Raw genomic sequence first — 23818 nt, forward strand, 5'->3', positions numbered from 1 at the left:
AACAACATCACGAACTAAATATTTCAAATAAAGAGACCCTACTTCTTCAGCGCCTCGGTCACCCGCTGCGCTGTTGGCAGATTGACATCAACGTTCTCTAGCGCCTTGGTAGCGTCAGCCAAGGTGTAGCCCAGCGCCATCAGCGCCTCCAACGCTTCGTCGGAAGTATTCAATTCAGTCTGGACTGGCGCAGCTGCTCGGCCGTACTGCGTCGGTAGGCCGACTTTATCGCTCAGATCAACCACCACACGCTCAGCGGTTTTTTTGCCAACACCAGCAGCTTGTTGTATAAAGGCACTGTCGGCATTGGCGATGGCGTTACGGACGTGCTCAGCATCGCCAAGACTGAGAATGGCCAATGCGGCCTTTGGTCCAACGCCCTGAACGGTGATCAGCATTTCAAACAGTTTCTTTGCCGCCAGGCTCGAGAAGCCAAACAATTCTTCCGCCTGCTCGCGCACATGATGATAGGTGTAAAACTTAGCGTCTTGATCCAGCGCCACCGCCTCGAAATCACCAGCCGATACGCTGACTTCATAACCGACGCCGTGAACGTCAATCACGATGCTGCCCGCACCAAACTTTTCAGCGATCGTGCCAGAGAGGTGGGCGATCACGGTCGTCTGTCTCCGCCGCCCGGAGGATTGGTCGGGCCGGGCGAAGTGCCGCCGCTGCCACCGCCTGAACCGCCGCCGCTACCGCCGCCACTGCCATTGCCGCCGCCTGGATTTTGGTCGTCATCGCCAGTACTGCCACACGACGCAGTCTTTCGCGAATGCTTCGTCGCATCAAATTTATCTTCGGTGATGGTAATGAGACGCTTGGTAGCTAGGTCGCAGACGGTGATCTGCTTAGTGGTGGACGTTTGCCGACAATCAGCAGCGTTCTTGGAGTATTTAGCGGCGTCAAATTGATCTTCAAAAATTGACTCCATTTGCTTGGTCGCGAGGTTACACACCTCAATCTTTGGCTTGGTCTGATCACATTTCTCGGTCGGGAGGGCGTTCGAGAGGAAATATTCTTTGTAAGCACCAGGGCTGGAATCATCAGCCAGACCACCGTTGCTACTACACACGCTTCGCTGGACAACGCCGTTTGGTACATCAAAACCAGTTTTCGCGCCCGCCAGCAGCTTGGTCATTGTCGCCCGCCAAATTGGTGCCGCCACGTCCGAACCACCGCTGTTCATGACCTTGTTGTTGTTATTGCCGACCCACACGCCGACAGCATATTGCGGCGTATAGCCAATCGTCCAGGCATCGCGGTTATCATTGGTGGTACCCGTCTTGACAGCAACCGTTTTGCCGCCCACCGTCAGGCTGCTGCCAAACATCCCCGCCCGCGCGGCGTTGTCCGACAGGATGCTAGAGATGAGATAGGCACCGCCCTGGCTGATAGCTTGGCGTGTGTTCGCTGCTTTCCACGAAACGTTTTTGTTGAATTTGTCCTTGACTTCGGTGATGAGATTGAGCGACTCGTACTGCGTGCCGCCATTGGCAAAGGCCGCGTAGGCGTTAGTCATCTCGCTCAGGCGCACCTCGGCCGAACCAAGCGCCAGTGACAATCCGTAATTTTTGTTTTCATCAAGGGTGCTAATGCCGAGTTTCTTAGCGGCTTGGATGGAGCGATTGATGCCATACTTTTGCATGATCAGAACGCTCGGGATGTTCAGCGACCAGCTCAGCGACTTGCGCGTCGTCACCTTGCCGTTCCAGCGGCGGGTAGCGTTGTAGGGCACATAACCATTGAAGTTAGTTAACTTATCATCAAAAACTGTCGCCGGCGTGATAGTGCCATCAGCCATCGCTTGCGCATAATACAACGGCTTGAAGCTCGAGCCAGGCTGACGCGGCGTGGTCACCATATTGACCTTACCCCACTCGGCATTATTGTAATCAGCGCTACCGACCAGAGCCCGCACTTCGCCAGTTTTTGGATCAATGACGATACCGCTAGCATTGGTGCCGCCGAGGCGATTGATTTGCTTCATTTGTTTGGCGATGTTTTCTTGGAGGAGATGCTGCGTGTCGAGATTCAGCGAGGTCTTGACGCGGTAGCCCGAGCGCATGACTTTTTCGTAACCATATTTGTCACTGAGCTGTTTGATGACCATCTCGGCAAAATGCGGCGCTGCGGAGTTGGTGTGAGCCGCGCCGCCACCGGCGTATGCTAGCTGCGTGGCTTCTGCCTGTTGCTTCTGTTCCTCGGTGATAAAGCCTTCAGTCTGCATCCGACCGAGCACCGTCTTTTGGCGTTGCTTGGCGTATTCGGCATTGCCGCTGATCGGTGAATACCGGCTCGGTGCCGGCAGCACGCCAACCAGCATACTGCTCTCGGCCAGCGTCAAATCCTTCGGCGATTTATTGAAATAAACCTTGGCCGCCTCCTCGATGCCAAAGGCGTTTTCACCAAAGTACACTGAGTTGAGATACATCATCAAGATCTGCTCTTTGCTATAATTCTGTTCAATAGCGATGGCCATAAACAGCTCTTGGTATTTGCGCATAAAGCTGTGCTCATTGCTGAGTAAATTATTCTTAACCAGCTGTTGCGTCAAGGTCGACCCGCCACCGTGCCGCGTGATTGCCGCCCGGAAAATACTGAAAATATTAAAGCCGCTGTGCTTATAAAAATCCTTATCCTCACTGGCGATCAGCGCCTTTTTCATACTCTCAGAGATATCCTTGAGCTGCACCAAGTTCCGCCGCTCGGCATTGCCAACGCTATAAATCACCTTATCCTTGGCGTCGGTCAGCACGATACCGGTATTGTTGCGGTTCATCAGCCGCTCCTGATCAGCGATGTCGCGTGCATAGTAAAGATAGCTGGCAATCGGCACGATGATCAAGAACAGTAGAATCGGCAGCAGACACACCATGATTTTTTTCGGCCGACTCAGCCGCCAAAACCACAAAAAATGTTTGTGTTGACGCGGTAATTTACCGGGTTTTGCCTTGACTTGACCGAGATTGGCATACCGACCCATGTGCGGCGGCTGCTTCTTTATCGGAGCTCGTTTTCCCTTGCCTAATTGCACCATGTATCAATTATACCACGCCACAGTGCGTCATCGCGGCATGGGTGATGGCCGCTGCCAGCGCATCGGCGCAGTCATCTGGCTTGGGCACTTGGCTGAGACCTAAGTTGAGGCGCACCATTTCTTGGATCTGCTTTTTATCAGCCTTGCCATAGCCAGTCAGTGTCTGTTTGATCTGAAGCGGCGTGTATTCACTGATCGCGAGACCCGCCTTGTGCCCAGTCAGCATCGCCACGCCGCGAGCATGGGCCACAGAGATAGCAGTAGTGACATTGCGCGCAAAAAACAACTTTTCAATTGACATCACCTCTGGCTTGGTCTCAGCGATAATCTCCGTCAGGCCATCAAAAATCTCCGCCAGCCGCTCGTCTAGCGGCGTGTGGGCGGGCGTCTTGATCACACCAGCCGTCACCAGCCGGTAGCCGCCCTGCTTCGTGTCAATCACACCAAAACCCAAGATACCAGTCCCCGGATCAATGCCAATAATTCTCATGAGTTTATTATAGCACCCGGCCGGTGACAATAATTAATGCAAGCAGCCACCTCGACGAGCTACTCGCCAAGTTATCACTTGCCGCGCGTGATGGTGTGTTTCAGCCGCGTAGCAGCCCGGCCGATTTCCCAGCGCCACTGCCAGCCAGCATAACCAACCGCCAGCAGACTGACGCCGCCGAGCACCCACCAGCCCCACATCGCGCCCGTCACCTGCTTGACCTGCTCCGGCGCAAAGCCAGTTTTCGGTGCAGTAGCCAGCGCGACCTTGCGGCAACGGCGAGTCTTTGGATTGCGTTCAAAGCCTTCGGGACACTCCTTCAACACGTCACTATCAGCGGCAATTTTCTTACAGCGCCCGGTGGCGGGATTACGAAACTTACCATCGGGACATGGCTTTAGGGTTTTGGCGGCCGCGGCTGCAATTGACCGGCACCGACCGGTTATCTCGCTCCGATAATACCCTTCACGACACGGCGTTTGGGTTTTGAGCTTGCTGCTGTTGCGGCACCGACCGGTTTCTGGTGAACGATATTGGCCGGGCTTACACGGCACGAGTTCCGGCTCGCGTACGATATTACGGCAGCGGCCCGTCTCCGGCGAACGGTACTGCCCCGGACGGCACGGCGTCGGCACTGGCTCCACCGGCTCCTTGACACAACGGCCCGTGAACTCGTGACGCACATAGCCCGCCTTGCAATCTGGCCACTGCTTGAATTCATTAGGCCGAGCCGGCGTCGGTGAAAATGTCACCTTCCATTCCCCGTCAAGCAAACTCCACGACGAGTCCTTAGCCAGACCAGCAAACGATGTCTGGTCAATTTCATTGCCGCTCTCGTCCAGCACGTACACTTCGCCGCCGCCAGTTTTTGTTAGTTTGAGATTTGTTTCTGCCAGGCGAATGACATGCAGCGCCCCAGCTGCCAGCTCAATACCCTTGAACGTGTACGTCGTATCCTTATTCTTGCCTCGACCTTTCATGAGAATGGTGCAGCCCGTGAGGTCGAGGTCGCTGGTCCCGGCATTGATAATCTCGATAAACGGCGCGTCGACATTGGTCGCGATCTCATGTAATTTCAAGCCGCTACAGCGATTGCTCGGTGGCGCCGGATCAACTGGCGGACGTGGCTCGTCAGGCTCGGTACAGGCTGGCAGTTCACGTAAGTGCGGCGCCTCGCCGACCGAAAAATCGCTGACGTTATTATCCGTATCAGTCACCACGCCATTTGTTTGGCAGCGCCAGGCGTGTAGCTTGCCGCCCAGCTTAATCGGACTGCCTTCGCGCTCTGATGCCGCGCCCCAGCCAACCAGATCCGACACTCGCCCATCACTCATCACCAATTTGACAGAGCCGCTGGTTGTTGCCAGCACTTTCCTGCCGTCAAACCGCAGGTCGGCCTGCTCATCAGCTAGCCGACTATCACCGACCACCAACGCCCCGCCCACCGGCACTACTAGCTCAGTCGATACTGTTTTGAGCGTCGTCACATGCCCCTTTTGGTTAACATACTGCAGTGTCCAACCAGCGATATTGACTGGCCCTGACGACAGATTGTAGAGTTCGACGTAGGTGCCGCGCGCTGTATCGAGGCCGATTTTAGTGATCAAGAGTTTGGCCGATGTGCGAGCCGCGGCTGACGGTGCAGGAGGTTCGGAAGGCGTTGGCTTGACTGGTGCGGGTGTCAATGGGTCTCTAGGCGGCGTTGACGGAGCGGGCGTAGACGTAGATGTACCGCCAGAAGCTGTGTCCGGCGTGGCCACTGCTGGAGCTAATGGCCTGGTCGGAGCTGCCGAGCTGGGTACTGGATTGGCTGGGCGCGGCGCGGGCGTGTGGGTTGGCGCAACCGGTGTCGAGCCGCTAGCAGGAGGTACGGCCTCTGGTGGGGAGTCGCTGGCAAACGCTACCACCGGCTGAAACACCAGCGCAATTATCGTTGACATAAGTAGTAGGCGGGTCAAAACCTTCATCGTGAACTCCCTGCTTGGCTTATGTTGACTAATTATTATTGTAAAAGAAATTCCTCCGAAACGCAAAAAGAGCACCGTCGGGGGCGCTCAATACATAGTCAATACATGGCCTAAACGCAGGTCACTCCGCAGTGATATCAGCATTGGTATGCACATTCACCACGTCGTCCAAGTCGTCCAGCGCATCAACTACCTTCATCAATTTCTGTGCGGTTTCCATATCAGCAATCTCAACTGGCGTGTTAGCGATGTAGCGCAGCTCGGCGTCTTTCACCTTCAAACCCTGTTCAGCCAACTGATTTCTAACACTCGCCAAATCCTTCAACTCCGTGTAAACAATGATCTCGCCGTCTTCCTCGACCGCATCTTCAGCACCAGCATCCAGCACTTGCAGTAGCAATTCTTCGCCCGTGCCCTCTACGGTGATCACACCCTTGCGAGTAAATTGAAACGCCACACTACCAGCGTCAGCGATGCGCCCGCCGTTCTTCACCAACGCCGTTTTGACTTCTGGCAAGGTACGGTTACGGTTGTCGGTCGCCGTCTCAATGATGATGCCGACGCCGCCAGGACCATAGCCTTCATAGGCAATTTCCTCCAGTGCCGCCGCGCTTTTATCAGCCACGCGGTCAATCGCCCGCTGAATGTTAGCACTCGGCATGTTGGCTGCCTTGGCTTTTTCAATGGCCATTGCTAAACTTGCATTCAATGTCGGATCGGTACCGCCACGCGCCGCAATTGCAATTTGATTACCCAATTTCGTGAAAATCGCACCACGCTTTGCATCAACAATCGCTTTCTGCCGGTGTGTCGTCGCCCATTTACTGTGTCCTGCCATGTGTCTATGCCTCCAGAAAATTCGTTTCTTTTAGTATAGCAGAAAATGGACGAGGGGTTAACTATCGACCTGGTTGGTGGTGTCTTCTGAGAGAACGAAGCCACCACAATTTGATTCTATGCGTACCTCCCAGATATGCACACCATCGTGATATTCTTCTTTGTTGATATATACACCATACTGACGAGAGATAATCCCCTTATCAACATATTTCTGTAGTATACCTCTGACATATCCCTCGATCATATTCCCACTCCTCCGCTCCAACACATCCAGCGGAGGTTGTAGAACAGGATACTGACGCTCCCCTGACAAAGCTTCACAATTATTTGTTAAATATACCCCAGGAGATGCCTCGCCTAACTCCGCATCCAGAGGAGTAACCTCCTCACATTCAAGGTCTGCGTTGGTCTGCAGGACATCTTTTCGATGTCGGGAGTTCCTTTTGGCAATAGCCATCACAAAATACGATAACTCTACGTCATCAGGTGTCAGCTCGCCTCGCTCCCGCTGCTCATCAAAGTCATGAATAAATTGACGTAACGTCTCATCGCTAGCCTTATCGGCTGCAACGAGGGGTGCTATCGCCTCATTCATGCGTTTCGAACTTTCTTCTTTAATCACAGCCAAGGTCTGGGCGACCTTCGTTGACTCCTGAATTTGCTGCATCTGCACAGACGCTGCTTCTCTAATTTCCCTACACCGCCTGTCGAACTCCTTCCGAGCTTCCTTAATTTGTCTTTCTTGGTTAGCTAAAACTTCCGCGCGTTGCCGCTGATCGCCTCGCTTGGTCTCATGCGTTTTATCGCTGTATTCGTTATATACATTGTCGATTGTCGTATATATTCGACAAAACTCCTCAAGTGTCATCGGAGCGGCTACTCCTTGCTCCCCCTGCGTCTCGTCACCACCTTGCATATCCCCACGGACTTCAACCTCATCAGGCTGTTGCTCACCATAATTATTCGATGCGGCTGCTAGCCTCTCCCATGAAGCTGCTAGATCCTGGCCTTGATTACTGCTATCTCCACCTATTCTTTCTTTGCCCATTTCATTCCTCCAGATTGAATAATGTTATACCTCTCTAGCCATCGCCCGAGGATTGAACCTGTACCCACCCGTCCCAAGTGATCAGCCGAATAACCTGATAGTAGTACACTTATCAGGTTTCCTCAAGCATGAGCGAGATCGGCAGCCTGCCACAATCGTCCACGGCTACTCAACCACATTACTCTCACGCAGCCGCAGCCCAGTCTGTCGCCGCATCCACCACATTGCCCCGATAATGACGAGGTAGGTAATGATTACCCATAGCCAGCTCAAGTTCACCTCCAGCTGCGCCCAGTCCAGCCCTGCCAGCCACGTGGCGACGCCGACCATATACTGGAGCAGCCACGTCGTCGGCGCGGCGACGAGTCCAGCCACCACCGACACATCCGCGCACACACCAACCACAAAGGTCAGCAGCATCGCCAGCGGCACCAATGGCAGAATGAGCACATTCGCGATCAGCGCCACGTTACTAATCACACCAAATGACGCCACCAGCAGCGGTAACGTCATGATCTGGGCCGACACCGTCTCGCCGATAATCTGCCGGATCACCCCGGGCGGCTTCGTACCAAAAAAGTATCGCTGCAGCAGCGGCGCCAGGATAATCACCCCGCTAAACGCCGCGAAACTCAATTGCCAACCGAGGTCATTCCAGCCAAACTGCGGATTGATAAGTAGCGTCATCGCCGCAGCGACTGGTAGCAGCACCAACGGATGAATCGTCCGGCCATAATACCACGCGGCTAGGCTGAGGCTCGCCACCAGCCCGGCCCGCGACATGCTCGGACTGAGGCCGGTCATCGCCATAAAGCCAATGATCATCACACCGGCACTCAGTGCCGCCAGATATTTCGACACCCGAACGAACAGTCGCCGCGCCAGCCGCACTAAAATTGTTAAGTTATAGCCGCTGGCCACGATAACGTGCGTCAAGCCTGCGACCTGCAGCGCCGTCATCAATTCCAGCGGCAATGCCCGCCGTAAACCCATCAAGAACCCGAGGCCCAGCGCCGCCTCCGACTCCGGCACGTACCGTCGCACCCGCTCCGCAAACCAATCACGCACGCCCACTGCCACGTCGCCCGGCTGCTCGCGCGTCACTCGTTCAACCGCTGCCCGCGACATCCGCGCCGCAAACGCCCCAAACCCATCGCTCAGCACACCCCGCACAGTGACCACGTCGCTGCGTTTAATCGCCTGGTTATGTCTCGTCACCACCCAGACACTACCAGGTAGCCGCCGATCATTACTCATGATATCACCCAGGCGCAGCACTGTCTGCTCCTTTTTATCGACATCAGGATCTTCCAGTACCCGCCCGCTCAGCCGCACCGTTTGACCGATTAGCGTTTGATAGTGCTCTAGGCCGACCTGCCCCAGACTGCCTCGCCACAGTCCAATGAGCGCTCCGCCGATCAAGGCTACTACGACCAGCCAGCGCCGCGCCCCAACGAGCGCCGCTAGGGCCAATACCATTCCCGCCACCAACCATATCCAGCCAGCAAACAACCCGTACGGCGCTCGCATCACGCTGATAACGCCGATGACGATGCCGACACCAGCCGCCGCCAACAGCCACGACACATGCAAACGCTGAGTGAGGCCGAGAGACTTCATATTGTTAGTATACGCGAAGTGCGGCCAGACTTACATCAAATCACCTGAAATGGATACAATAAAAATCCTAGTTCATGAACTAGGATTGTACTCCACGTGGAGGGCCCACCGGGGCTTGAACCCGGGACACCCTGCTTAAAAGGCAGGTGCTCTAACCAACTGAGCTATGGGCCCGCACATGACGCGCAGCGCAACGAAGCGAGAACGCGACTTTTCACATTTTATCACAGAGAAGCGGCATTTTCAACGCTTTGTTTTCTTGGAGGCGGGCGCCTTGGCCTTGAGTGGCACACTCATATCAAGCAGCCCCGCTACCAGCCCAACGGTCGCCGCATAGCGCCACCAGTCGCTCAGCAATTTGTATGTCTTCATCGCCTCCGCATCCAAGCTCATAAACTTGCCCAGTGGCCGCACCAGCATCGCCGCTGCTAGCACGCCGACTAGCACTGCCGAGATTAGCCGCAGTAACTTGCCAGGCCCCTTTGGCCCAGTAACTAATAATAGCACCAGCGGCCCCACCGTCAGGATAATCGTCGCGATAACACCGTTCGGCAATCCCACTACGCTACTAACACCTAGCCCGCCGATCACCCCGGCCAGCCACTCCGCCCATAATTCTGCCAACAGTGCACCAGCCGCTAGTGCCAGCGCCAACACGCCAAATCGCCGGTTTAACACGAAAGCTAGCGCCGCTACCACCACGGCTACACCACCAAATAACAACACTACACTCATCGCTTCCCCTCCGTCGTAAACCGCGCAGTGACGCCCGGCTTGATACCATGCTCCTTGGCACTACCCGCCGGCAGCTCTAACACGTACCGCGCCGGAACTGGCGTGTGATATACCTCATGCGGCTCATTGTCAGGCCAGACATCACGCTTGACGTGCACGACCTTTTTCTTGGCATCTAGCCAGATAATATCAATCGGGACGCGCATATCCTTCATCCAAATTGGTATATCACCGTCTTTCTCGGCCACGAACAACATCCCCTCGCTCTTACCCAGCTCCTGCCGACCGCCCAAGCCCCGCGCCCGCGTCTCGTCCGTATCAGCGACCTCTACTCGAAATGTACCCTTACCAATATCAACAGTCGTGTACGTCTTATTCATCTGGCGCGACACCGCCCATACGCCGTAGCCGACCCCGGCCAGCACACCGAGTACGATCACCCAAACGATGATCCGCTGCACTATCGACGCCGACTTTGCACTCATACCCTCATTATAGCAAGTTTATCGTCAGGCGCCGACTTTATCTTTTTTGTTACCGCGCTTGGCGTTGCGATCAATATAATCAATAATCCGACCAGCCACATTGCGGCCCGTCACCTTTTCGATGCCAAATCCTGGACTAGCATTCACCTCCAGCACCAATGCACCACGACTTGAGCGCATAAAATCAACGCCGGCCACTACCAGGCCCATTGCCTTGGCGGCCTTAACGCACATCTTTTGTTCATCAGGCGTCAACTTGACGACCGTTCCCTCACCGCCTTTGTGTAAATTACTGCGAAAATCATCGTCCAAACTCTGCCGTTTCATGCTAGCCACCACTTGACTACCGACCACAAACGCCCGAATATCGGTGCCGGCCGACTCTTTGATAAATTCCTGCAACAGCACGTTTGTGCCGTCAGAATTGCTGAGATAAAACGCCTGCATGACCGACTTGGCGGCCTTGATCGTCTCGGCTAACACCACGCCATTGCCATGTGTCCCGCGCGCCAGCTTGATAATCGCCGGCGTACCGCCAATCTCATCCAGTAGCACATCGATGTCCGTTTCATTACGCGAGAACACCGTCTTTGGAATTGCCACGCCAGCCCGCGCTAGTAACTGCGTCGAGCGCAGTTTATCCCGCGCCCGCATAATAGCAATTGACCGATTCATAAAAAACGCCTGCGGATTCGCCATCTCCAGCTGACGCACTACCGCTGTCCCGTAGCGCGTCATATAGCTGGCAATTCGCGGGATAAACACGTCAAAATTACCGATCTCCTTACCACGATAAATAACCTTTGGATGTCGCTCATCAATTGATACATAGCAGTTTTTATACTTGATAACCTTAATTTGATGGCCACGTTTTTCGGCCTCTTCTCTGAGGCGGAGGGTGGAGTAGTTGATATTACCGTTACTGAGGATTGCAATTTTCATGACTACTTATCCTTTGGCTTATGGTATTTTTTATAAAATTTGTGGGGATTCTTTACCAGCTCCTTATTCAGTACTTTGTTATCGGCAGCATATTTGTATCGATGTGCCGTATCACCCTCGCGCACATCAACCAAGAACTTGCCCGCAACAGTACGACGGCCTATCAGGACTGGGTATAGATTACCAGAACGATCCGAGAGGTTAAATAGCGCTTTGATTTTACGCCCCTTGATAGTCACGGTAAAATGTGTTCTATAGCGAATCTGCTCATGTCCAGATGAACTGCGTACCATTGCTACAGTGAAATCCGTTCGCTTGAAAATCTTCCCGCTATAGTAAGGCGAGCCTTTGCCGAATAGGGCAAACTTTAACACACCATCTTTATCAACACGAATATTGCTCGCCCATACCGATGAGCTGTCTGCACCTGTGTCAACTTTGGCCGGTACGCCAATAGCCCGCTTTCCAAAATCAACACGAACGTTTCGGCCAATAATAACGTTGCTCTTCTTGTGCATACTAGCTTATTATAACATAATTATCAAATAAAACGAACCTCCTCCCTTTAAAAGATCTATCGGAGAAGCTCTGCTGTCCTTGCGACAATACGCTCAATAATTGATGAGTTATCGTGGTTACGTACAGCAGCATAAAGTTTAAGTGCAGGTGAGGTGTTGCATTCATTAAACCAATAATTACCCTCGCCCCTGTGATCAACAATAAACATATCAACCGCCAGAAGACCAGCGCCAAGCTCCCGAGCAAACTGTTTGGCAATATTTATATAGTACGGACTAGTCTCACACATTACCTCATAGACTGATGCACCGTCTCTGACCATAGTCGCCTGTGACAAAATGTACCGATACCCCGCAGGCAAGACTCGCTGGCTAACCTCTTGGCTATTCATGATGCTTTTAGTCCAGAGTGGATAGAATATCTCCGGCCGAAGCAGTAACCGGGCTTTGTTTTCCTCCTCGACCAGCTGAGCAATGGTCTTCACCCCATCACCAACTACCTGTGGCCGTTCTCGTCTTAATACAGAGATGACCTCACCATCAAGCACTGTAAAACGATATTCCTCTGCCATAATCTGGCGCTGGACGATTGCAATATGATGCTCACACCACGCCTTCTTTAACGCTGCCGTAAGTTGTTTTGTATTAATCACATCAAGGGTTAATCCTATTGACTGATAGCCATCAAGAGGCTTCACGACTACCGGCTTTCTATCTGCCATAAAACTCTCAATCTTAGGCAAACTATCGTGATCAGTGCAATATATACTTTCGGGAACCATAATACCTAGTTGCTCGGCCAACCGATATGATGATTGCTTATTACCAGCTAGACAGTGCACCTCGTGACTATTCATGGGATACGACATCTTTTTTCCTGCCAACCATAGTCTGCCACTAGGTGCGGTGACTCGTATACACAATTCACCATTAATGTACGCGTCCTCGATAAGAAAACCACAATTGCGTAGACCATTCCAGAGTGCGCTTTTCCGATCAGAGGTAGAGAAAAGACTACTCATGTCTTTATTGTATCACACTCTGACACACTATAGGCAGCGCGAAAGACACGCACCATCAGCGGCCTCCATCAGCCCTTCTGCTAGTGCTGTCAATTTTTGATCAACATTACTACCGGTAGCTATCTGTGGAATAGGGTTGGCTTCAAGAAAGTATGGGGTACCAGTCTTTGCCTCACATATAATATCAAGGCCAGTCATTTCCCGATATAGAGTTCGCGACATAGTCTTTGCTGTACGTACCGCTCCAGAAGAAACTTTTTCAATAGGGATAATCCTGGCTAATGCACCAGCTGATATATTATTAAGATGACTATCCCCCTTGCCTATGCGCTGAATAATTAGCCTAATCTTACCACCAACCATAAAAAAGCGATAGTCTGAATTATTAGAAGCTATGAATTGCTGTACTAAGAAGGGGTTATCCTGGGTATGTTTCTCCCTATAATCCGTAATTTCTGAGACTGAAGATAGAAGATGGTTATCCTGACCACGACTTGCGCTAGCTTTCTTAAGTATAAAAGGCTCATCAAAGTCCTCCCTTCTCATATATTGTTGTAGTGCAGTAATATTTGCACAGAATAAAGTACGCGGGATCAAGATATCGTTTAGGGCAGCTCCCATCATTTGCGATAACTTAGAGGTAGATCGATTATGGAGCGCCTCACTATTCATTATAGTAATTTTATGGTGATTCAGATATAGCGCTAAGGCATAAACAATATCACCATACATCATACAGCTAAACCAATTAACCAGCATGACTGCTGCGCATTCTCTTAGGGCGATATTCGTCCTAGTATCAATCACCTCGATTTCCCAAGTTGATATATCAAACAGGATATCGTCAAAACTAATATACCGAACCTCATATTGATTTCCATCAACATACGGTCGAAGCGAATTGGCAATTTGCCAAGCTGTCTCCTTACCATTTGGATGGGTGCTGAGGCCAATAATTGCAATAACCTTCATATCAACACTCTACACCGCAAGCGCCATCATCATCAACTCTTGCTGCTCGGGGTTAGTCGGATCATACTTACCAGCAAAGAGATGAGCAACCCCCTCGATATCTCTTGCAGCATACAAACTCTCTAGATGCCGCATCGCCAAAACGCGCCCCTCGAGATAAGCAAGGTCCTTGTTAAAGGTTAACGGCGCTACACCAGGCTGGCTATCCGCTAAATCAGGTTGCGTACCACGGAAGATCCGCACGCAGGCGCCATACGCCGTCCGCTTCTCTTTATTTATCATTTCCCGGGTCACTTCTTCATCATTCTTTAGCCTCCCAAGCAGACGATATCGCCATGCTGTCTCGAACACCGTGCGAAAATCTGCACCCTGCTCCGCCAGCGAGATATTGATATAGTGGCCAAGCTTTGCAGCTGTCCATTTCGGCACAGTATCACCGATCATTTCCTCAACCGTCGTCGCCAGCCCCTCTTCAAAGGTCAGGTAATCTGGTCGTGGAGTATCAGTGAACAAACCCATCCCGAGGACTGGTAGCTTCGTCTTCAGTCCATTGACTGAACGCTGCCCATGCACTCCAAATTCGTGCAGTACCTTACGAAACAGCTCATCACTCGTCTTGATCGGCGCTCGCTTCCCGCCAACCACTACTGCCATCTCTGGAGATTCCCAAGATAGTGCGGTCTTGCCTTCTACTAGCTTCACTGTTACGCCGCTCGTATGATCAGGATCCCGTAGCTTGATCACCGCTTGAAACACTTCGACGATATCATCTGGGCCACATCTATAATCTTTACCATATTCTTCAACTTTCTGATCCCAGGACTCCTGCACCAAGGCCTGAATATCAGCATTTTGCTCAATAATTTGCTCACCCGCCCACTCCAGTGCTCGATTATCCTTAAAGCGAGGAAGTCGTGCGTCGCCATCTTCAGCACGGAGCATTGCCGGTATCTCTTGACTCTGCCAGGTAAAGCCATGCACTAGCTCATCGTACAGAACCTGGGCAGTCGGGTGATATGTTTTGCTATCTAGTATATTCCATAGCTCATTAAGTGCCGCGTCACGAATCTCTGGCTGCGGCTGGCCATACAGTTCATGACCGAGTTGCCGAACCTGCTCCTGCACTTCATCCAGCTCTTCCAGACTAGCCCCTTCATCGTGCAGAAACTCTAGCCGACCAAGCAATTTCACATACTCCATCTCTGCCATACGAAACCCAAGAGACGAATCAATCGCCCCACGAAATACCGAGTCAGGTTCACGATTAGCCGCCTCTTCACGAGCTTGGCCAAGCGCTATAATACCCCGATCTAGTGCCGACATATCGCGAAAGCGCGAATGTTCAAGTCGGGGGTTACGAAACTCGCCAGCGATAAAGTCCTCTCGCTGGTCAAGCGCATTATTAACAAGTTCTGTATACGACTGAAACCCGGCTTCAGGAAGATTTTTAGGATTAATAATCTTTTCAATCGTTCGCGGTCGGCGCGGTGCTGTTTCGAGCGCTATACTCATTTTTTTATGATAGCATATTTATGCAAAAAAGCAAGTACGTATTACGAGAATAGGCCTCGTTTACTCATATCATCAAACTACTCCAGCAATCGCCCCTACGTTTTGATTAGCTTAGTCGTCATACAACAAACGTCGACGACGTTGTAATAACACTCTTAAGTTATTTCTGTCTACCCCCTTGTCTTCTCGCTACCACAACCACCACTGCCGTGATAATCGATAGTCCGGCCAAAATAGCCAGCGCATAAGCATAGCCTGACAGCAGATAAATTAAAGCCAACGTCACGCCGACAGCACCCCACATACTGATAAGCCGCTTGCCAAGTGCTAAGCCGATGATAACCATCAGCGAATGCTCGGCCAGGAACAATATTTCCATGGCATTATCACCCGCTAGCGCCAGGACAAGGGTCGATAAGCTGAACACAGCGAGCGCCAGCACCAAATGCGCAATGGTGTATATATGAGCATACCCCAGCCAGCGCCACGACATCACCGCCCCTGAAAGAATTGCCGCTGAACACAGGTATGGCACCACTATGCCGTGAACAGGCGCAATTAACATATGAATAGCAAATAAAATACCGCACAGCACCAAAAGGGAGCCCGAGTCGAAATATAGAATATTCTTCTTCGGCACTCCCTCGGCTATTAGGGCGCTGCCATTGACCGCCCACGTTAGTGTTACTAGCAGTACCGCCTCCGTCGCGACACTGGCCGGCATAGCCATCAGCAGTAAAGTCATCGACCAACCGATAGCGCTCCAAAATGACGCATAATACCAATAAACTGATAATTTCTTGATTCGCGCAGTTACGGCGGCGCCATAAAATACCGCAAAGATAATCAGCGAAACGATCGGCATAAACTCAAGCTTAACGCCGAGCCATTGTGCAGTTAAGTAGAATAATAACACCAAACTTGGATGCGCCAATATCGCCATCGGCCGCCAATCCCGCTTGGCATACACTGCCATGTAAAGTGCCGCGACAGCCGCCAGCCAGCCCAAGATTTTGAACGGCAATTCGTATGCCGTCGACAGATTTATCATCGGTAATATCACCGCTGGTACCGTAGCGGCCAGCAGAGTCATATCGCTAGTGATTGACGCTCGCTTATTCATCGCCAACGACCAATACACTACTCCAAAGCCAACAAGCACCACCCAAGCAGTGATAGTAAAATTGTCGCTTAGCGGCACATCCAACCAATGTAAGAACAGCAGCACCAAAGCAATCGTCGCCAAGTATGCTCCGCCCAGATAACCATCTTCACGCCGCCGATAAAACGCATAGTACAGCAGTGCTACTAACGGCAGCCAAACCGCCGGATGAATAGACGAAAAGATGATTAAGATAGCCGCGCCAATAGCAGAATATAACAACAATTCGCGGCACTTAACCGCCGCCTCTTTGCGGTAATTGTACAGCCACTCTACTAATAACAGCAACGACAAGCCGTTCAACCACGCCATCAAAATAGCAAGATTTTCGCCAGCCATCTTGAAATACAAAGCTATCAGCAGCGCCATCAAAAGCAGAGAAGCATGAATACCAATCACTAAGCCATAAACCTTCTCACGCCACGCAGCGATACCCATGATGATAGTGGCAACCGCCACCGAATCTGACAGATACAGCATACCTTCTCCCGCTGGATAAGCATTCAAAAAAGCTAAGGCTATAAACACCGTTATTAACCACCAAGCGGCCGCCGTGCCGTATACTAGTATTGCTTGACTTTTAGTAATATTTGGACGTTTCAAAACTAATAATCGGCAGATAACCGGCAGGAAAGCCATAAACATAAAGATAGAGTAATGTATATGCAAGGCTGTTATGGGGTCGAGGCTAAATAGCCTGACGCCAGCCGGTACTAACAAAATTCCAGACATTACTACCATACCGCCAAAACGGGCGCGGCGCAGCAATGCAAGCGCCATAAAACTTACTGCCGATATCATACTCAGCAGGATAAATATGATCATATCTCTTAGCGGGCTTTCGACGCCAGCTATAGTCGATACAGCAGCCAGCGACGCAACGAAACTAATCCACAGTACTATTTCGTGCTGCTTATCGGGCTGCTTTTGGACATGCATCGAGCCGATAGACCAAACCATATTACCAAGCGCCGCTACCCCCAGCGCTATACCTGTGACCAGACCATCATTATTTGACAGATACATAGTAAAACTAGCAGTCGCCGCCATCAGCAGCACGCGCGTCGTCGTTAGTTCATACGTGCGCATCTTTTTTGATTTCTCGACTAGGGCAACAGTAAAATAATATATAACGCTGATGAGCAGCAGCATGCTGACGTCAAGCGTGCCCATATGCACCGACGAACCGATAGCGAGAAGCAAAGTGGACGGGACGATAAATGGATTAACCAGCGTCAACGGCTCGGTGAATTGGCGTGGAAAATGATTAGAAAAATACGCAGCCAAGGTCATCAGGCATCCGAACAATAGCACCACAGCATAATACCACACCAACTGAGCATGCATAACAGCCGGCAAGCTGGTGGTCATCGTGAACATCGACAGCAGCGAAATATAGGCGAGCGGCTGGCTATTGAGCCTGACCGTAGCATCAACGCATAGGAAAGTACCAATGAATGAGGTGGCAAGCCAGCACAGCGCCGGATCAATCCCCAAGAGTAAATGCATACTCCAGCCGCCAATCGGCACAGCAGCCAGCGCCGTACCAATAAACGCCGTTGAGGCCGGCTTTAAAATTGGCAATCTAGCGTACAACACCTGGCCAATGGCATAATAGACAAAAATAAACAGCCAGACCAAACTAAACCTGAGCTGCGCCGAAAGTTCAATCGTTTGTGCCAATAATAATATACCGGCGGTCAGCAATAATGACGCAGTATAGAGCGCCACGTTGATGGTGGTTTGACGATTTTTCTCTTTTTCTTTATTACTGACCGGGGATAGCCACTGGATAGTCTGCGTCTTTTCGTCGGGAATATTTGTATTTTCTTCAATTGGCACGGCATCAGTAGCTGATGAATCGCTCGGCTCTTCCCCTTCGTCGCTAGTTAAGGTAGGGTCAGTAGACTGCGAAACTGCAGCCTGATTTTCGGTAATAAGCTTGGCTTGACCGTCGTTATCTTCAATTTTTGCACGGCCATTCTGCGCATCGCGCACGCCGTCCCAATAACCGCGTTGATAATCATCGGATTGACGGGGCAGCCGATTATTGCCTCTCTGCGCTACCTTAATTATCACGATGACAATTACTAACAGAAAAATCAATTCCATGCTTAACTCCCCTCATGCTAATTTTAGTATAGCACGAGAGGGATTTTCATGGAGAAATTTTACTACGAAAACAACCCCCGCTTCCGTGCGCCATCAAACTGTTCCAGTAGTTCCCGCTGCTTCCTGCTCAGTTTGGTTGGCGTATCGACAATGACGCCGACAATGTGCGGGCCGCGTTCATCATTTCTCAGATGTGGCACGCCGTGGCCTGATAACTTGAAATCAGTCCCCGACTGGGTGCCGGCTGGGATTTTCATCCGCACCGTACCGTCCACGGTCTCGACATCAATTTCCGTTCCCAGCGCCGCATCAACCATCGAGATATGCTCTTCTGAAAGGATGATATCGCCCTCACGCGTGAACTTCTTATGGGCTTTGACGCGAATGTGAACGTATAGATCGCCGCGCGCGCCGCCTTGAACGGCTTCGCCGCGCTCACGCAGGCGAATCGTCGCGCCATCATCAATACCAGCTGGGATCTTGACGGTGATCTCCTGGCGCTGGCGAGTCGTACCTTTACCGCCACAGACTGAACAGTTTTGCTCTGGGATCTTGCCGCGGCCGTGACAGGTTGGACAGGTGACTGCTTGCTGAATTTGTCCAAAAATCGAGTTCATCACGCGAGTCTGTTGACCAGAGCCCTTGCAGTCCTCACAGGTTTTTAAGCTATGGCCCGGTTCGACGCCATCGCCATGACAATACTCACACTCAGCGTCTAAGGTTATGCTCAAGTTCTTTTCTGCACCAAACACCGCCTCTTCAAAACTCAGAGTTACATTAGTTTCAACATCACGACCGCGTCGCGCACCACCCCGTGAACCAGCCGCGCCGCCACCGAAGAATTGGCTGAAAATGTCGCCGAACATGCCGCCATCGCCACCAAAGTCAAACTGTACATTTTGCCCACCAAAACCACCAAATCCTTCAAACGGATTACCGCCAAAGCCACCACCTGCTGCGCCGCCGACACCCGCATGGCCAAACTGGTCGTAGCGCTGGCGCTTTTGCTTGTCTTTTAGGACTTCATATGCCTCGTTAACCTCTTTGAATTTAGCTTCATCGCCGCCCTCTTTGTCGGGGTGGTACTTCACCGCTGCTTTACGAAAAGCCTTCTTAATCTCATCCTCAGAAGCGGTTTTCGACACACCTAACACTTCATAATAATCGCGCTTACTCATATGCGTTTATTATACGCTTTTAGCACTCGACATGCAAGAGTGCTAGCCTCGCCCGTGGTATACTTAAAATATAGGAGGTGTTATGAAACAGACAGCAATTATCAATTCAGAAATCAAGGCCCGGTGCGCGGATCAAGAGTCGGTGCGCCAATATCTACGTGAGCACGGCGCGGACTTTAAGGGGACTGACCATCAAATTGACACATATTTTGATGTGCCCAAAGGGCGCCTGAAGCTACGTCAAGGACCGATCGAAAATAACCTTATCTTTTATCAGCGGGCCGATACCGATGGGCCGAAACAATCGACTATCAACCTATCGCCAGTTGCGCCGGACTCGACCATCGGCGAGGTGCTAACAGCAGCGCTTGGTGTACGCGTGGTTGTCGATAAGCAGCGCGAGATTTACTTCATCGACAATGTCAAGTTTCATATCGACACCGTTAAGGGCCTCGGGAATTTTGTCGAAATTGAAGCCATTGATACCGACGGCAAACGAAACGCCGAGCAGCTGGAGGAGCAATGTTCACACTACATGCGTGAACTTGGTATCAAGGATATGGATTTAGTGGTTGGCTCGTATAGTGATTTGTTAGAGGGTGCGGCTCTTTCACATTAGCACAATTGACTAGCGGCGGCGTAAGCCTGTTGAGCCCATGAGAATATAAAACTACCCCCGATATAAAGGGGGTAGTTTATGTTATGAGCTGACGCCGAGACTACTTCTCGTCAACCACCTCGCCTTCGACCGGCTCGTCCTTGTCAGACTTTTTATCGTCCGTAGATTCATCAGCTTTGTTGTCTTCAGCGGCTTGCTGGTACATCTTGGCGCCGATTGGCATGATGGCATCCTGCAAGGCTTTGGCTGCTGCCTCCAGCTCATCTTTGTCGTCAGCGTCTTTGTGCTTTTCCGCTTCCTTGACCGCCTCGTCAATCGCCTTTTTGTCGTCGTCAGAAATCTTATCTTTGAACTCATCCGGCATTTTCTTTGCCTGGTAGATGGCGTTTTCTAGCTGGTTTTTGGCGTCAACGGTTTCGCGCTTTTTCTTGTCCTCGTCAGCGTGCAGTTCGGCTTCTTTCTGCGCTTTTTCGATGTCTTCTTTGCTCATGTTGCCAGAGTTTTGGATGGTAATTGATTGTTCTTTGCCAGTACCTTTGTCCTTGGCAGTAACATTGAGGATACCATTCGCGTCGATATTAAACGTCACTTCAATCTGCGGCACGCCGCGCGGTGCTGGCGCGATACCGTCAAGCACAAAGCGCCCCAAGCTCTTGTTATCATTGGCAAATTCGCGCTCACCCTGCAAGACGTGAATCTCCACTTGCGGCTGGTTATCGGCAGCCGTCGAGAACACTTCGCTCTTGTTAGTCGGCACAGTGGTGTTGCGCTCGATCAGCTTGGTTGATACGCCGCCCATCGTCTCGATACCAAGAGACAAAGGCGTTACGTCCAGCAGTAACACATCCTTGACATCGCCAGCCAACACGCCACCCTGAATGGCGGCACCAACAGCCACCACTTCGTCTGGGTTAACACCCTGCATTGGGTCTTTGCCGAACAATTTCTTCACCCGCTCAACCACTGCTGGCATACGAGTCATACCGCCAACCATCACCACGTTTTGGATGTCTGATTTAGAGAGTTTGGCGTCTTTGAGTGCTTTTTCAACTGGGCCGTCGAGGCGCGCTAACAGATCTTTCACCAAATCTTCCAGCTTGGCCCGCGTTAGGCTCAGCTCAAAGTGCTTTGGCCCGTCAGCATCAGCGGTAATGAATGGAATGTTAACTTCGTATTCAGTAACCGTTGATAGCTCCTTCTTAGCCTTTTCAGCTTCATCCTTCAGGCGCTGCATGGCAGCGTTGTCTTTGCGTAGGTCGATGCCTTCTTTAGATTTGAAGTCATCCAGGAAGTAGTTAACGATGACGTTATCAAAGTCCTCGCCGCCCAGGTGAGTATCGCCATTGGTAGCTTTCACCTCAAACACACCGTCGCCGAGTTCCAAAATAGAAACGTCGAAGGTGCCGCCACCGAGGTCAAACACCACGATGGTTTCATCATTTTTACCTTTCTCTAGGCCGTACGCCAAAGCTGCCGCCGTTGGCTCATTAATGATACGCTTGACTTCCAGGCCAGCAATTTTACCAGCATCCTTGGTCGCCTGGCGCTGCGAATCGTCGAAGTAGGCCGGCACAGTGATGACCGCTTCGGTGACTTTTTCACCCAGGAACGCCTCGGCATCAGCTTTGATTTTACTGAGGATCATGGCTGAAACTTCTTCTGGCGTGTATTCCTTGTCGCCCATTTCCACGGCCACACCCGCACCTTTCTTGACGATCTTAAACGGCATGAGGCCACGGTCTTTTTGGACTTCTTTGTCATCAAACTTACGGCCAATAAAGCGCTTGACACCATAAATTGTGTTCTTTGGATTAGTCACACGCTGACGCTGCGCTACTTGCCCAACCAAGCGTTCACCCTTTTTATTAATCGCCACCACTGATGGCGTCGTACGATTACCCTCAGCGTTAGCGATAACTTCTGGCTTGCCCGCCAGCATATATGCAAAGGCACTGTTGGTTGTACCGAGGTCAATTCCGATGATTTTACCCATATGATTCCCCTTTCTTGTTTTGATCACATCTGGTTTTTCTTATATTCATTTTAGCACTCTTTATTCACGAGTGCCAACTATTTCAGTATAAATAATTAGCACTCCCGTGTCAAGAGTGCTAATTCAGGTTTTTACTAGTTGCTAATTATTCCGCCGGTGCGGCAGCGTTTGGTCCGGTTTCCGCCTGTTCCGGCGCTGACGATTGGCGCGTCACCTTAACCATCGCGTCGCGAATAACCGCACCGTCCAATATATAGCCAGCTCGCAGTTCCTCGGCGATCACTTCTTTGTCGCCCTCTGCTTCTTCGTCAAATTGAACGGCTTGGTGCAGCTCAGGGTTAAATAATGTGCCGGGGTTAGCGTTAATTTTCTCGAGACCGATTTCCTTGAGTTGCTTGTCGAGTTGTTTACCCAGGCCAGTCACGCCTTTCGCCCACGCGTTATCCTGCAATTCCTCTGGTACGTTAACAATCGCCCGCTCAATCGTATCGATCACTGGCAATAGTTTCATCACCGACTTCGCCTGACCCATTTGGTGCGCTGACTGTTTTTCTGTCTCCACACGCTTGCGATAATTCTCAAAATCCGCCCGCGTCCGCTGCAAATCCAGCGTCAACTCGCCCAATTGCTGCTCCAAATCTTCAGTTTTCTTGGTCTTATTTTTCGTCATTTTTTCCTCCTTCTAAACGGCCAAAACGGCTCGTCGCCATATGTGCAGGGAAAGAACGCGATCATAGCCATGAAAATAATAATCAAAATAATCACCACTAGCCACGTTGGCAAGCCGCTCAGTAGTCCACCAATCCACTCAGCCATTACAATACCTCCTCTAACATCGCACCGGTTCGCCTAACCAGCTCCATCGTTCGGCGGTAATTTTGCCGAGTCGGACCAATCACGCCGATGTAACTATTATTACTAAACTTTGAACAAAACCTACTAATAATCAACGTTGCTCCAGAACTTTTACCAATCGGATTTTCGCTGCCGATAAACACATTGAGCGGCTGGTTCGGCGCTGCTTCACGTAGCCACGGCTCAATATTATCAATCAGTCTGGCAATCGCTTGCACGTGATCGCCCTCGACAAACTCCGGCTGGCTAAACAACTGCGTCATGCCATTCATATATAGATGTTCGCCAAACGAGGCAAAGCCAAAATTGCCTGTCAACTCCACTAAACTATCAACCGCACTACGAATCGCCCGGTCAGACTTATCAACGTGCGAGTTAACATGCGCTTCGATCGCTCTCGCACTGCGATCGATGCCACTCGGCAGCTCCGTCATCTGAGCATCGGTGATGCCATTGACGTACAACCGGTAGCCCTTATCCGTAGGAATTCGACCGGCGCTGGTGTGTGGCGCCTCAATAAAACCCATCTCCTCGAGTTTGGCCATTTCGCTGCGAATCGTGGCGCTGGACACACCAAACAACTTGGCTAGCGTCACGCTGCCAACTGGCGCCGCAATTTCGGCATACTGCTCAATGATGGCAGCTAAAATCGCCTGTTGACGTTCGGTCATACTCTTATTATATCGCACATTTAGCACTCTTGCAAGG

Annotated in this window: 22 protein-coding genes and 1 tRNA gene; 2 read left to right on the top strand and 21 right to left on the bottom strand. The window is 51.4% G+C overall.

What is annotated here, in order from left to right; genetic code table 11:
• Positions 1-38: 38 nt before the first annotated feature.
• From ruvA to GWK77_03805, 4 genes are all read right to left on the bottom strand, one after another.
• Positions 39-617 carry a Holliday junction branch migration protein RuvA gene (gene ruvA, locus GWK77_03790; GenBank protein QHU93265.1) on the bottom strand — a complete coding sequence of 193 codons (579 nt, stop codon included), beginning with the start codon at positions 615-617 and terminating at the stop codon, positions 39-41.
• A complete protein-coding gene (locus GWK77_03795; protein QHU93266.1) occupies positions 614-3040 on the bottom strand; it encodes a PBP1A family penicillin-binding protein in 2427 nt (808 codons plus the stop codon). Before GWK77_03795 ends, ruvA begins: the two co-directional genes overlap by 4 nt.
• 7 nt (positions 3041-3047) lie before the next feature.
• On the bottom strand, positions 3048-3530 hold the full coding sequence (gene ruvC / locus GWK77_03800) for a crossover junction endodeoxyribonuclease RuvC (GenBank protein QHU93267.1): 483 nt from the start codon (positions 3528-3530) through the stop codon (positions 3048-3050).
• 74 nt (positions 3531-3604) lie between these two features.
• Positions 3605-5137: a hypothetical protein gene (locus GWK77_03805; protein QHU93268.1), complete on the bottom strand. Its 1533-nt coding sequence runs from the start codon at positions 5135-5137 to the stop codon at positions 3605-3607.
• Here GWK77_03805 and GWK77_03810 point away from each other — a divergent pair.
• A complete protein-coding gene (locus GWK77_03810; protein ID QHU93269.1) occupies positions 5130-5444 on the top strand; it encodes a hypothetical protein in 315 nt (104 codons plus the stop codon). The genes GWK77_03805 and GWK77_03810 overlap by 8 nt on opposite strands.
• Positions 5445-5618: 174 nt before the next feature.
• Here GWK77_03810 and GWK77_03815 read toward each other — a convergent pair whose 3' ends face one another.
• From GWK77_03815 to dnaJ, 13 genes are all read right to left on the bottom strand, one after another.
• On the bottom strand, positions 5619-6335 hold the full coding sequence (locus tag GWK77_03815) for a YebC/PmpR family DNA-binding transcriptional regulator (protein ID QHU93270.1): 717 nt from the start codon (positions 6333-6335) through the stop codon (positions 5619-5621).
• Between the two features lie 57 nt (positions 6336-6392).
• Positions 6393-7385 carry a hypothetical protein gene (locus GWK77_03820; protein QHU93271.1) on the bottom strand — a complete coding sequence of 331 codons (993 nt, stop codon included), beginning with the start codon at positions 7383-7385 and terminating at the stop codon, positions 6393-6395.
• 165 nt (positions 7386-7550) lie between these two features.
• Positions 7551-9005: a hypothetical protein gene (locus GWK77_03825; protein QHU93272.1), complete on the bottom strand. Its 1455-nt coding sequence runs from the start codon at positions 9003-9005 to the stop codon at positions 7551-7553.
• Between the two features lie 97 nt (positions 9006-9102).
• Positions 9103-9179, bottom strand: a tRNA-Lys gene (locus tag GWK77_03830).
• Between the two features lie 69 nt (positions 9180-9248).
• Positions 9249-9740: a hypothetical protein gene (locus GWK77_03835; protein QHU93273.1), complete on the bottom strand. Its 492-nt coding sequence runs from the start codon at positions 9738-9740 to the stop codon at positions 9249-9251.
• The gene (locus tag GWK77_03840) at positions 9737-10225 is read right to left on the bottom strand and encodes a DUF192 domain-containing protein (GenBank protein QHU93274.1); all 489 of its coding nucleotides are present in this window, start codon (positions 10223-10225) and stop codon (positions 9737-9739) included. Before GWK77_03840 ends, GWK77_03835 begins: the two co-directional genes overlap by 4 nt.
• A gap of 24 nt (positions 10226-10249) precedes the next feature.
• Complete coding sequence (locus GWK77_03845; GenBank protein QHU93275.1) at positions 10250-11167, bottom strand: RimK family alpha-L-glutamate ligase; 918 nt, start codon at positions 11165-11167, stop codon at positions 10250-10252.
• A gap of 2 nt (positions 11168-11169) precedes the next feature.
• Complete coding sequence (locus GWK77_03850) at positions 11170-11685, bottom strand: hypothetical protein (protein QHU93276.1); 516 nt, start codon at positions 11683-11685, stop codon at positions 11170-11172.
• A gap of 56 nt (positions 11686-11741) precedes the next feature.
• The gene (locus GWK77_03855; GenBank protein ID QHU93277.1) at positions 11742-12407 is read right to left on the bottom strand and encodes a hypothetical protein; all 666 of its coding nucleotides are present in this window, start codon (positions 12405-12407) and stop codon (positions 11742-11744) included.
• 327 nt (positions 12408-12734) lie between these two features.
• On the bottom strand, positions 12735-13679 hold the full coding sequence (locus GWK77_03860; GenBank protein QHU93278.1) for a hypothetical protein: 945 nt from the start codon (positions 13677-13679) through the stop codon (positions 12735-12737).
• A 9-nt stretch (positions 13680-13688) separates the two neighbouring features.
• Positions 13689-15191: a DUF1704 domain-containing protein gene (locus tag GWK77_03865; GenBank protein ID QHU93279.1), complete on the bottom strand. Its 1503-nt coding sequence runs from the start codon at positions 15189-15191 to the stop codon at positions 13689-13691.
• A 160-nt stretch (positions 15192-15351) separates the two neighbouring features.
• A complete protein-coding gene (locus GWK77_03870) occupies positions 15352-18465 on the bottom strand; it encodes a hypothetical protein (GenBank protein ID QHU93280.1) in 3114 nt (1037 codons plus the stop codon).
• A gap of 62 nt (positions 18466-18527) precedes the next feature.
• Positions 18528-19643 (bottom strand): molecular chaperone DnaJ, encoded by a 1116-nt coding sequence (gene dnaJ / locus GWK77_03875; GenBank protein ID QHU93281.1) that lies wholly within the window; start codon positions 19641-19643, stop codon positions 18528-18530.
• Positions 19644-19725: 82 nt separating this feature from the next.
• Between dnaJ and GWK77_03880 the strand changes: the two genes are divergently transcribed.
• Positions 19726-20262, top strand: a complete 537-nt coding sequence (locus GWK77_03880; GenBank protein QHU93282.1) for a CYTH domain-containing protein — start codon at positions 19726-19728, stop codon at positions 20260-20262.
• Positions 20263-20362: 100 nt separating this feature from the next.
• On the opposite strand, the gene dnaK is transcribed toward GWK77_03880, so the two are convergent.
• From dnaK to GWK77_03900, 4 genes are all read right to left on the bottom strand, one after another.
• Complete coding sequence (gene dnaK / locus GWK77_03885) at positions 20363-22255, bottom strand: molecular chaperone DnaK (GenBank protein QHU93283.1); 1893 nt, start codon at positions 22253-22255, stop codon at positions 20363-20365.
• A gap of 145 nt (positions 22256-22400) precedes the next feature.
• A complete protein-coding gene (gene grpE, locus GWK77_03890; protein QHU93284.1) occupies positions 22401-22925 on the bottom strand; it encodes a nucleotide exchange factor GrpE in 525 nt (174 codons plus the stop codon).
• A complete protein-coding gene (locus GWK77_03895; protein QHU93285.1) occupies positions 22922-23071 on the bottom strand; it encodes a hypothetical protein in 150 nt (49 codons plus the stop codon). The genes grpE and GWK77_03895 overlap by 4 nt, the downstream gene beginning before the upstream one ends.
• Positions 23071-23781 carry a transcriptional regulator gene (locus tag GWK77_03900; GenBank protein QHU93286.1) on the bottom strand — a complete coding sequence of 237 codons (711 nt, stop codon included), beginning with the start codon at positions 23779-23781 and terminating at the stop codon, positions 23071-23073. The genes GWK77_03895 and GWK77_03900 overlap by 1 nt, the downstream gene beginning before the upstream one ends.
• Positions 23782-23818: the final 37 nt, after the last annotated feature.

It is taken from the genome of Candidatus Saccharibacteria bacterium oral taxon 488 (genome assembly GCA_010202645.1).
In the GTDB taxonomy this organism is placed as follows: domain Bacteria; phylum Patescibacteriota; class Saccharimonadia; order Saccharimonadales; family Saccharimonadaceae; genus Nanosynbacter.

What these genes read in the sequence shown, in the direction of transcription:
- GWK77_03795 (QHU93266.1), bottom strand. Translation starts at nt 3,040, where the DNA reads ATGGTGCAATTAGGCAAGGGAAAACGAGCTCCGATAAAGAAGCAGCCG.
- ruvC (QHU93267.1), bottom strand. Translation starts at nt 3,530, where the DNA reads ATGAGAATTATTGGCATTGATCCGGGGACTGGTATCTTGGGTTTTGGT.
- GWK77_03815 (QHU93270.1), bottom strand. Translation starts at nt 6,335, where the DNA reads ATGGCAGGACACAGTAAATGGGCGACGACACACCGGCAGAAAGCGATT.
- GWK77_03820 (QHU93271.1), bottom strand. Translation starts at nt 7,385, where the DNA reads ATGGGCAAAGAAAGAATAGGTGGAGATAGCAGTAATCAAGGCCAGGAT.
- GWK77_03825 (QHU93272.1), bottom strand. Translation starts at nt 9,005, where the DNA reads ATGAAGTCTCTCGGCCTCACTCAGCGTTTGCATGTGTCGTGGCTGTTG.
- GWK77_03835 (QHU93273.1), bottom strand. Translation starts at nt 9,740, where the DNA reads ATGAGTGTAGTGTTGTTATTTGGTGGTGTAGCCGTGGTGGTAGCGGCG.
- GWK77_03840 (QHU93274.1), bottom strand. Translation starts at nt 10,225, where the DNA reads ATGAGTGCAAAGTCGGCGTCGATAGTGCAGCGGATCATCGTTTGGGTG.
- GWK77_03845 (QHU93275.1), bottom strand. Translation starts at nt 11,167, where the DNA reads ATGAAAATTGCAATCCTCAGTAACGGTAATATCAACTACTCCACCCTC.
- GWK77_03850 (QHU93276.1), bottom strand. Translation starts at nt 11,685, where the DNA reads ATGCACAAGAAGAGCAACGTTATTATTGGCCGAAACGTTCGTGTTGAT.
- GWK77_03855 (QHU93277.1), bottom strand. Translation starts at nt 12,407, where the DNA reads ATGGCAGATAGAAAGCCGGTAGTCGTGAAGCCTCTTGATGGCTATCAG.
- GWK77_03860 (QHU93278.1), bottom strand. Translation starts at nt 13,679, where the DNA reads ATGAAGGTTATTGCAATTATTGGCCTCAGCACCCATCCAAATGGTAAG.
- GWK77_03865 (QHU93279.1), bottom strand. Translation starts at nt 15,191, where the DNA reads ATGAGTATAGCGCTCGAAACAGCACCGCGCCGACCGCGAACGATTGAA.
- GWK77_03870 (QHU93280.1), bottom strand. Translation starts at nt 18,465, where the DNA reads ATGGAATTGATTTTTCTGTTAGTAATTGTCATCGTGATAATTAAGGTA.
- dnaJ (QHU93281.1), bottom strand. Translation starts at nt 19,643, where the DNA reads ATGAGTAAGCGCGATTATTATGAAGTGTTAGGTGTGTCGAAAACCGCT.
- GWK77_03880 (QHU93282.1), top strand. Translation starts at nt 19,726, where the DNA reads ATGAAACAGACAGCAATTATCAATTCAGAAATCAAGGCCCGGTGCGCG.
- dnaK (QHU93283.1), bottom strand. Translation starts at nt 22,255, where the DNA reads ATGGGTAAAATCATCGGAATTGACCTCGGTACAACCAACAGTGCCTTT.
- grpE (QHU93284.1), bottom strand. Translation starts at nt 22,925, where the DNA reads ATGACGAAAAATAAGACCAAGAAAACTGAAGATTTGGAGCAGCAATTG.
- GWK77_03895 (QHU93285.1), bottom strand. Translation starts at nt 23,071, where the DNA reads ATGGCTGAGTGGATTGGTGGACTACTGAGCGGCTTGCCAACGTGGCTA.
- GWK77_03900 (QHU93286.1), bottom strand. Translation starts at nt 23,781, where the DNA reads ATGACCGAACGTCAACAGGCGATTTTAGCTGCCATCATTGAGCAGTAT.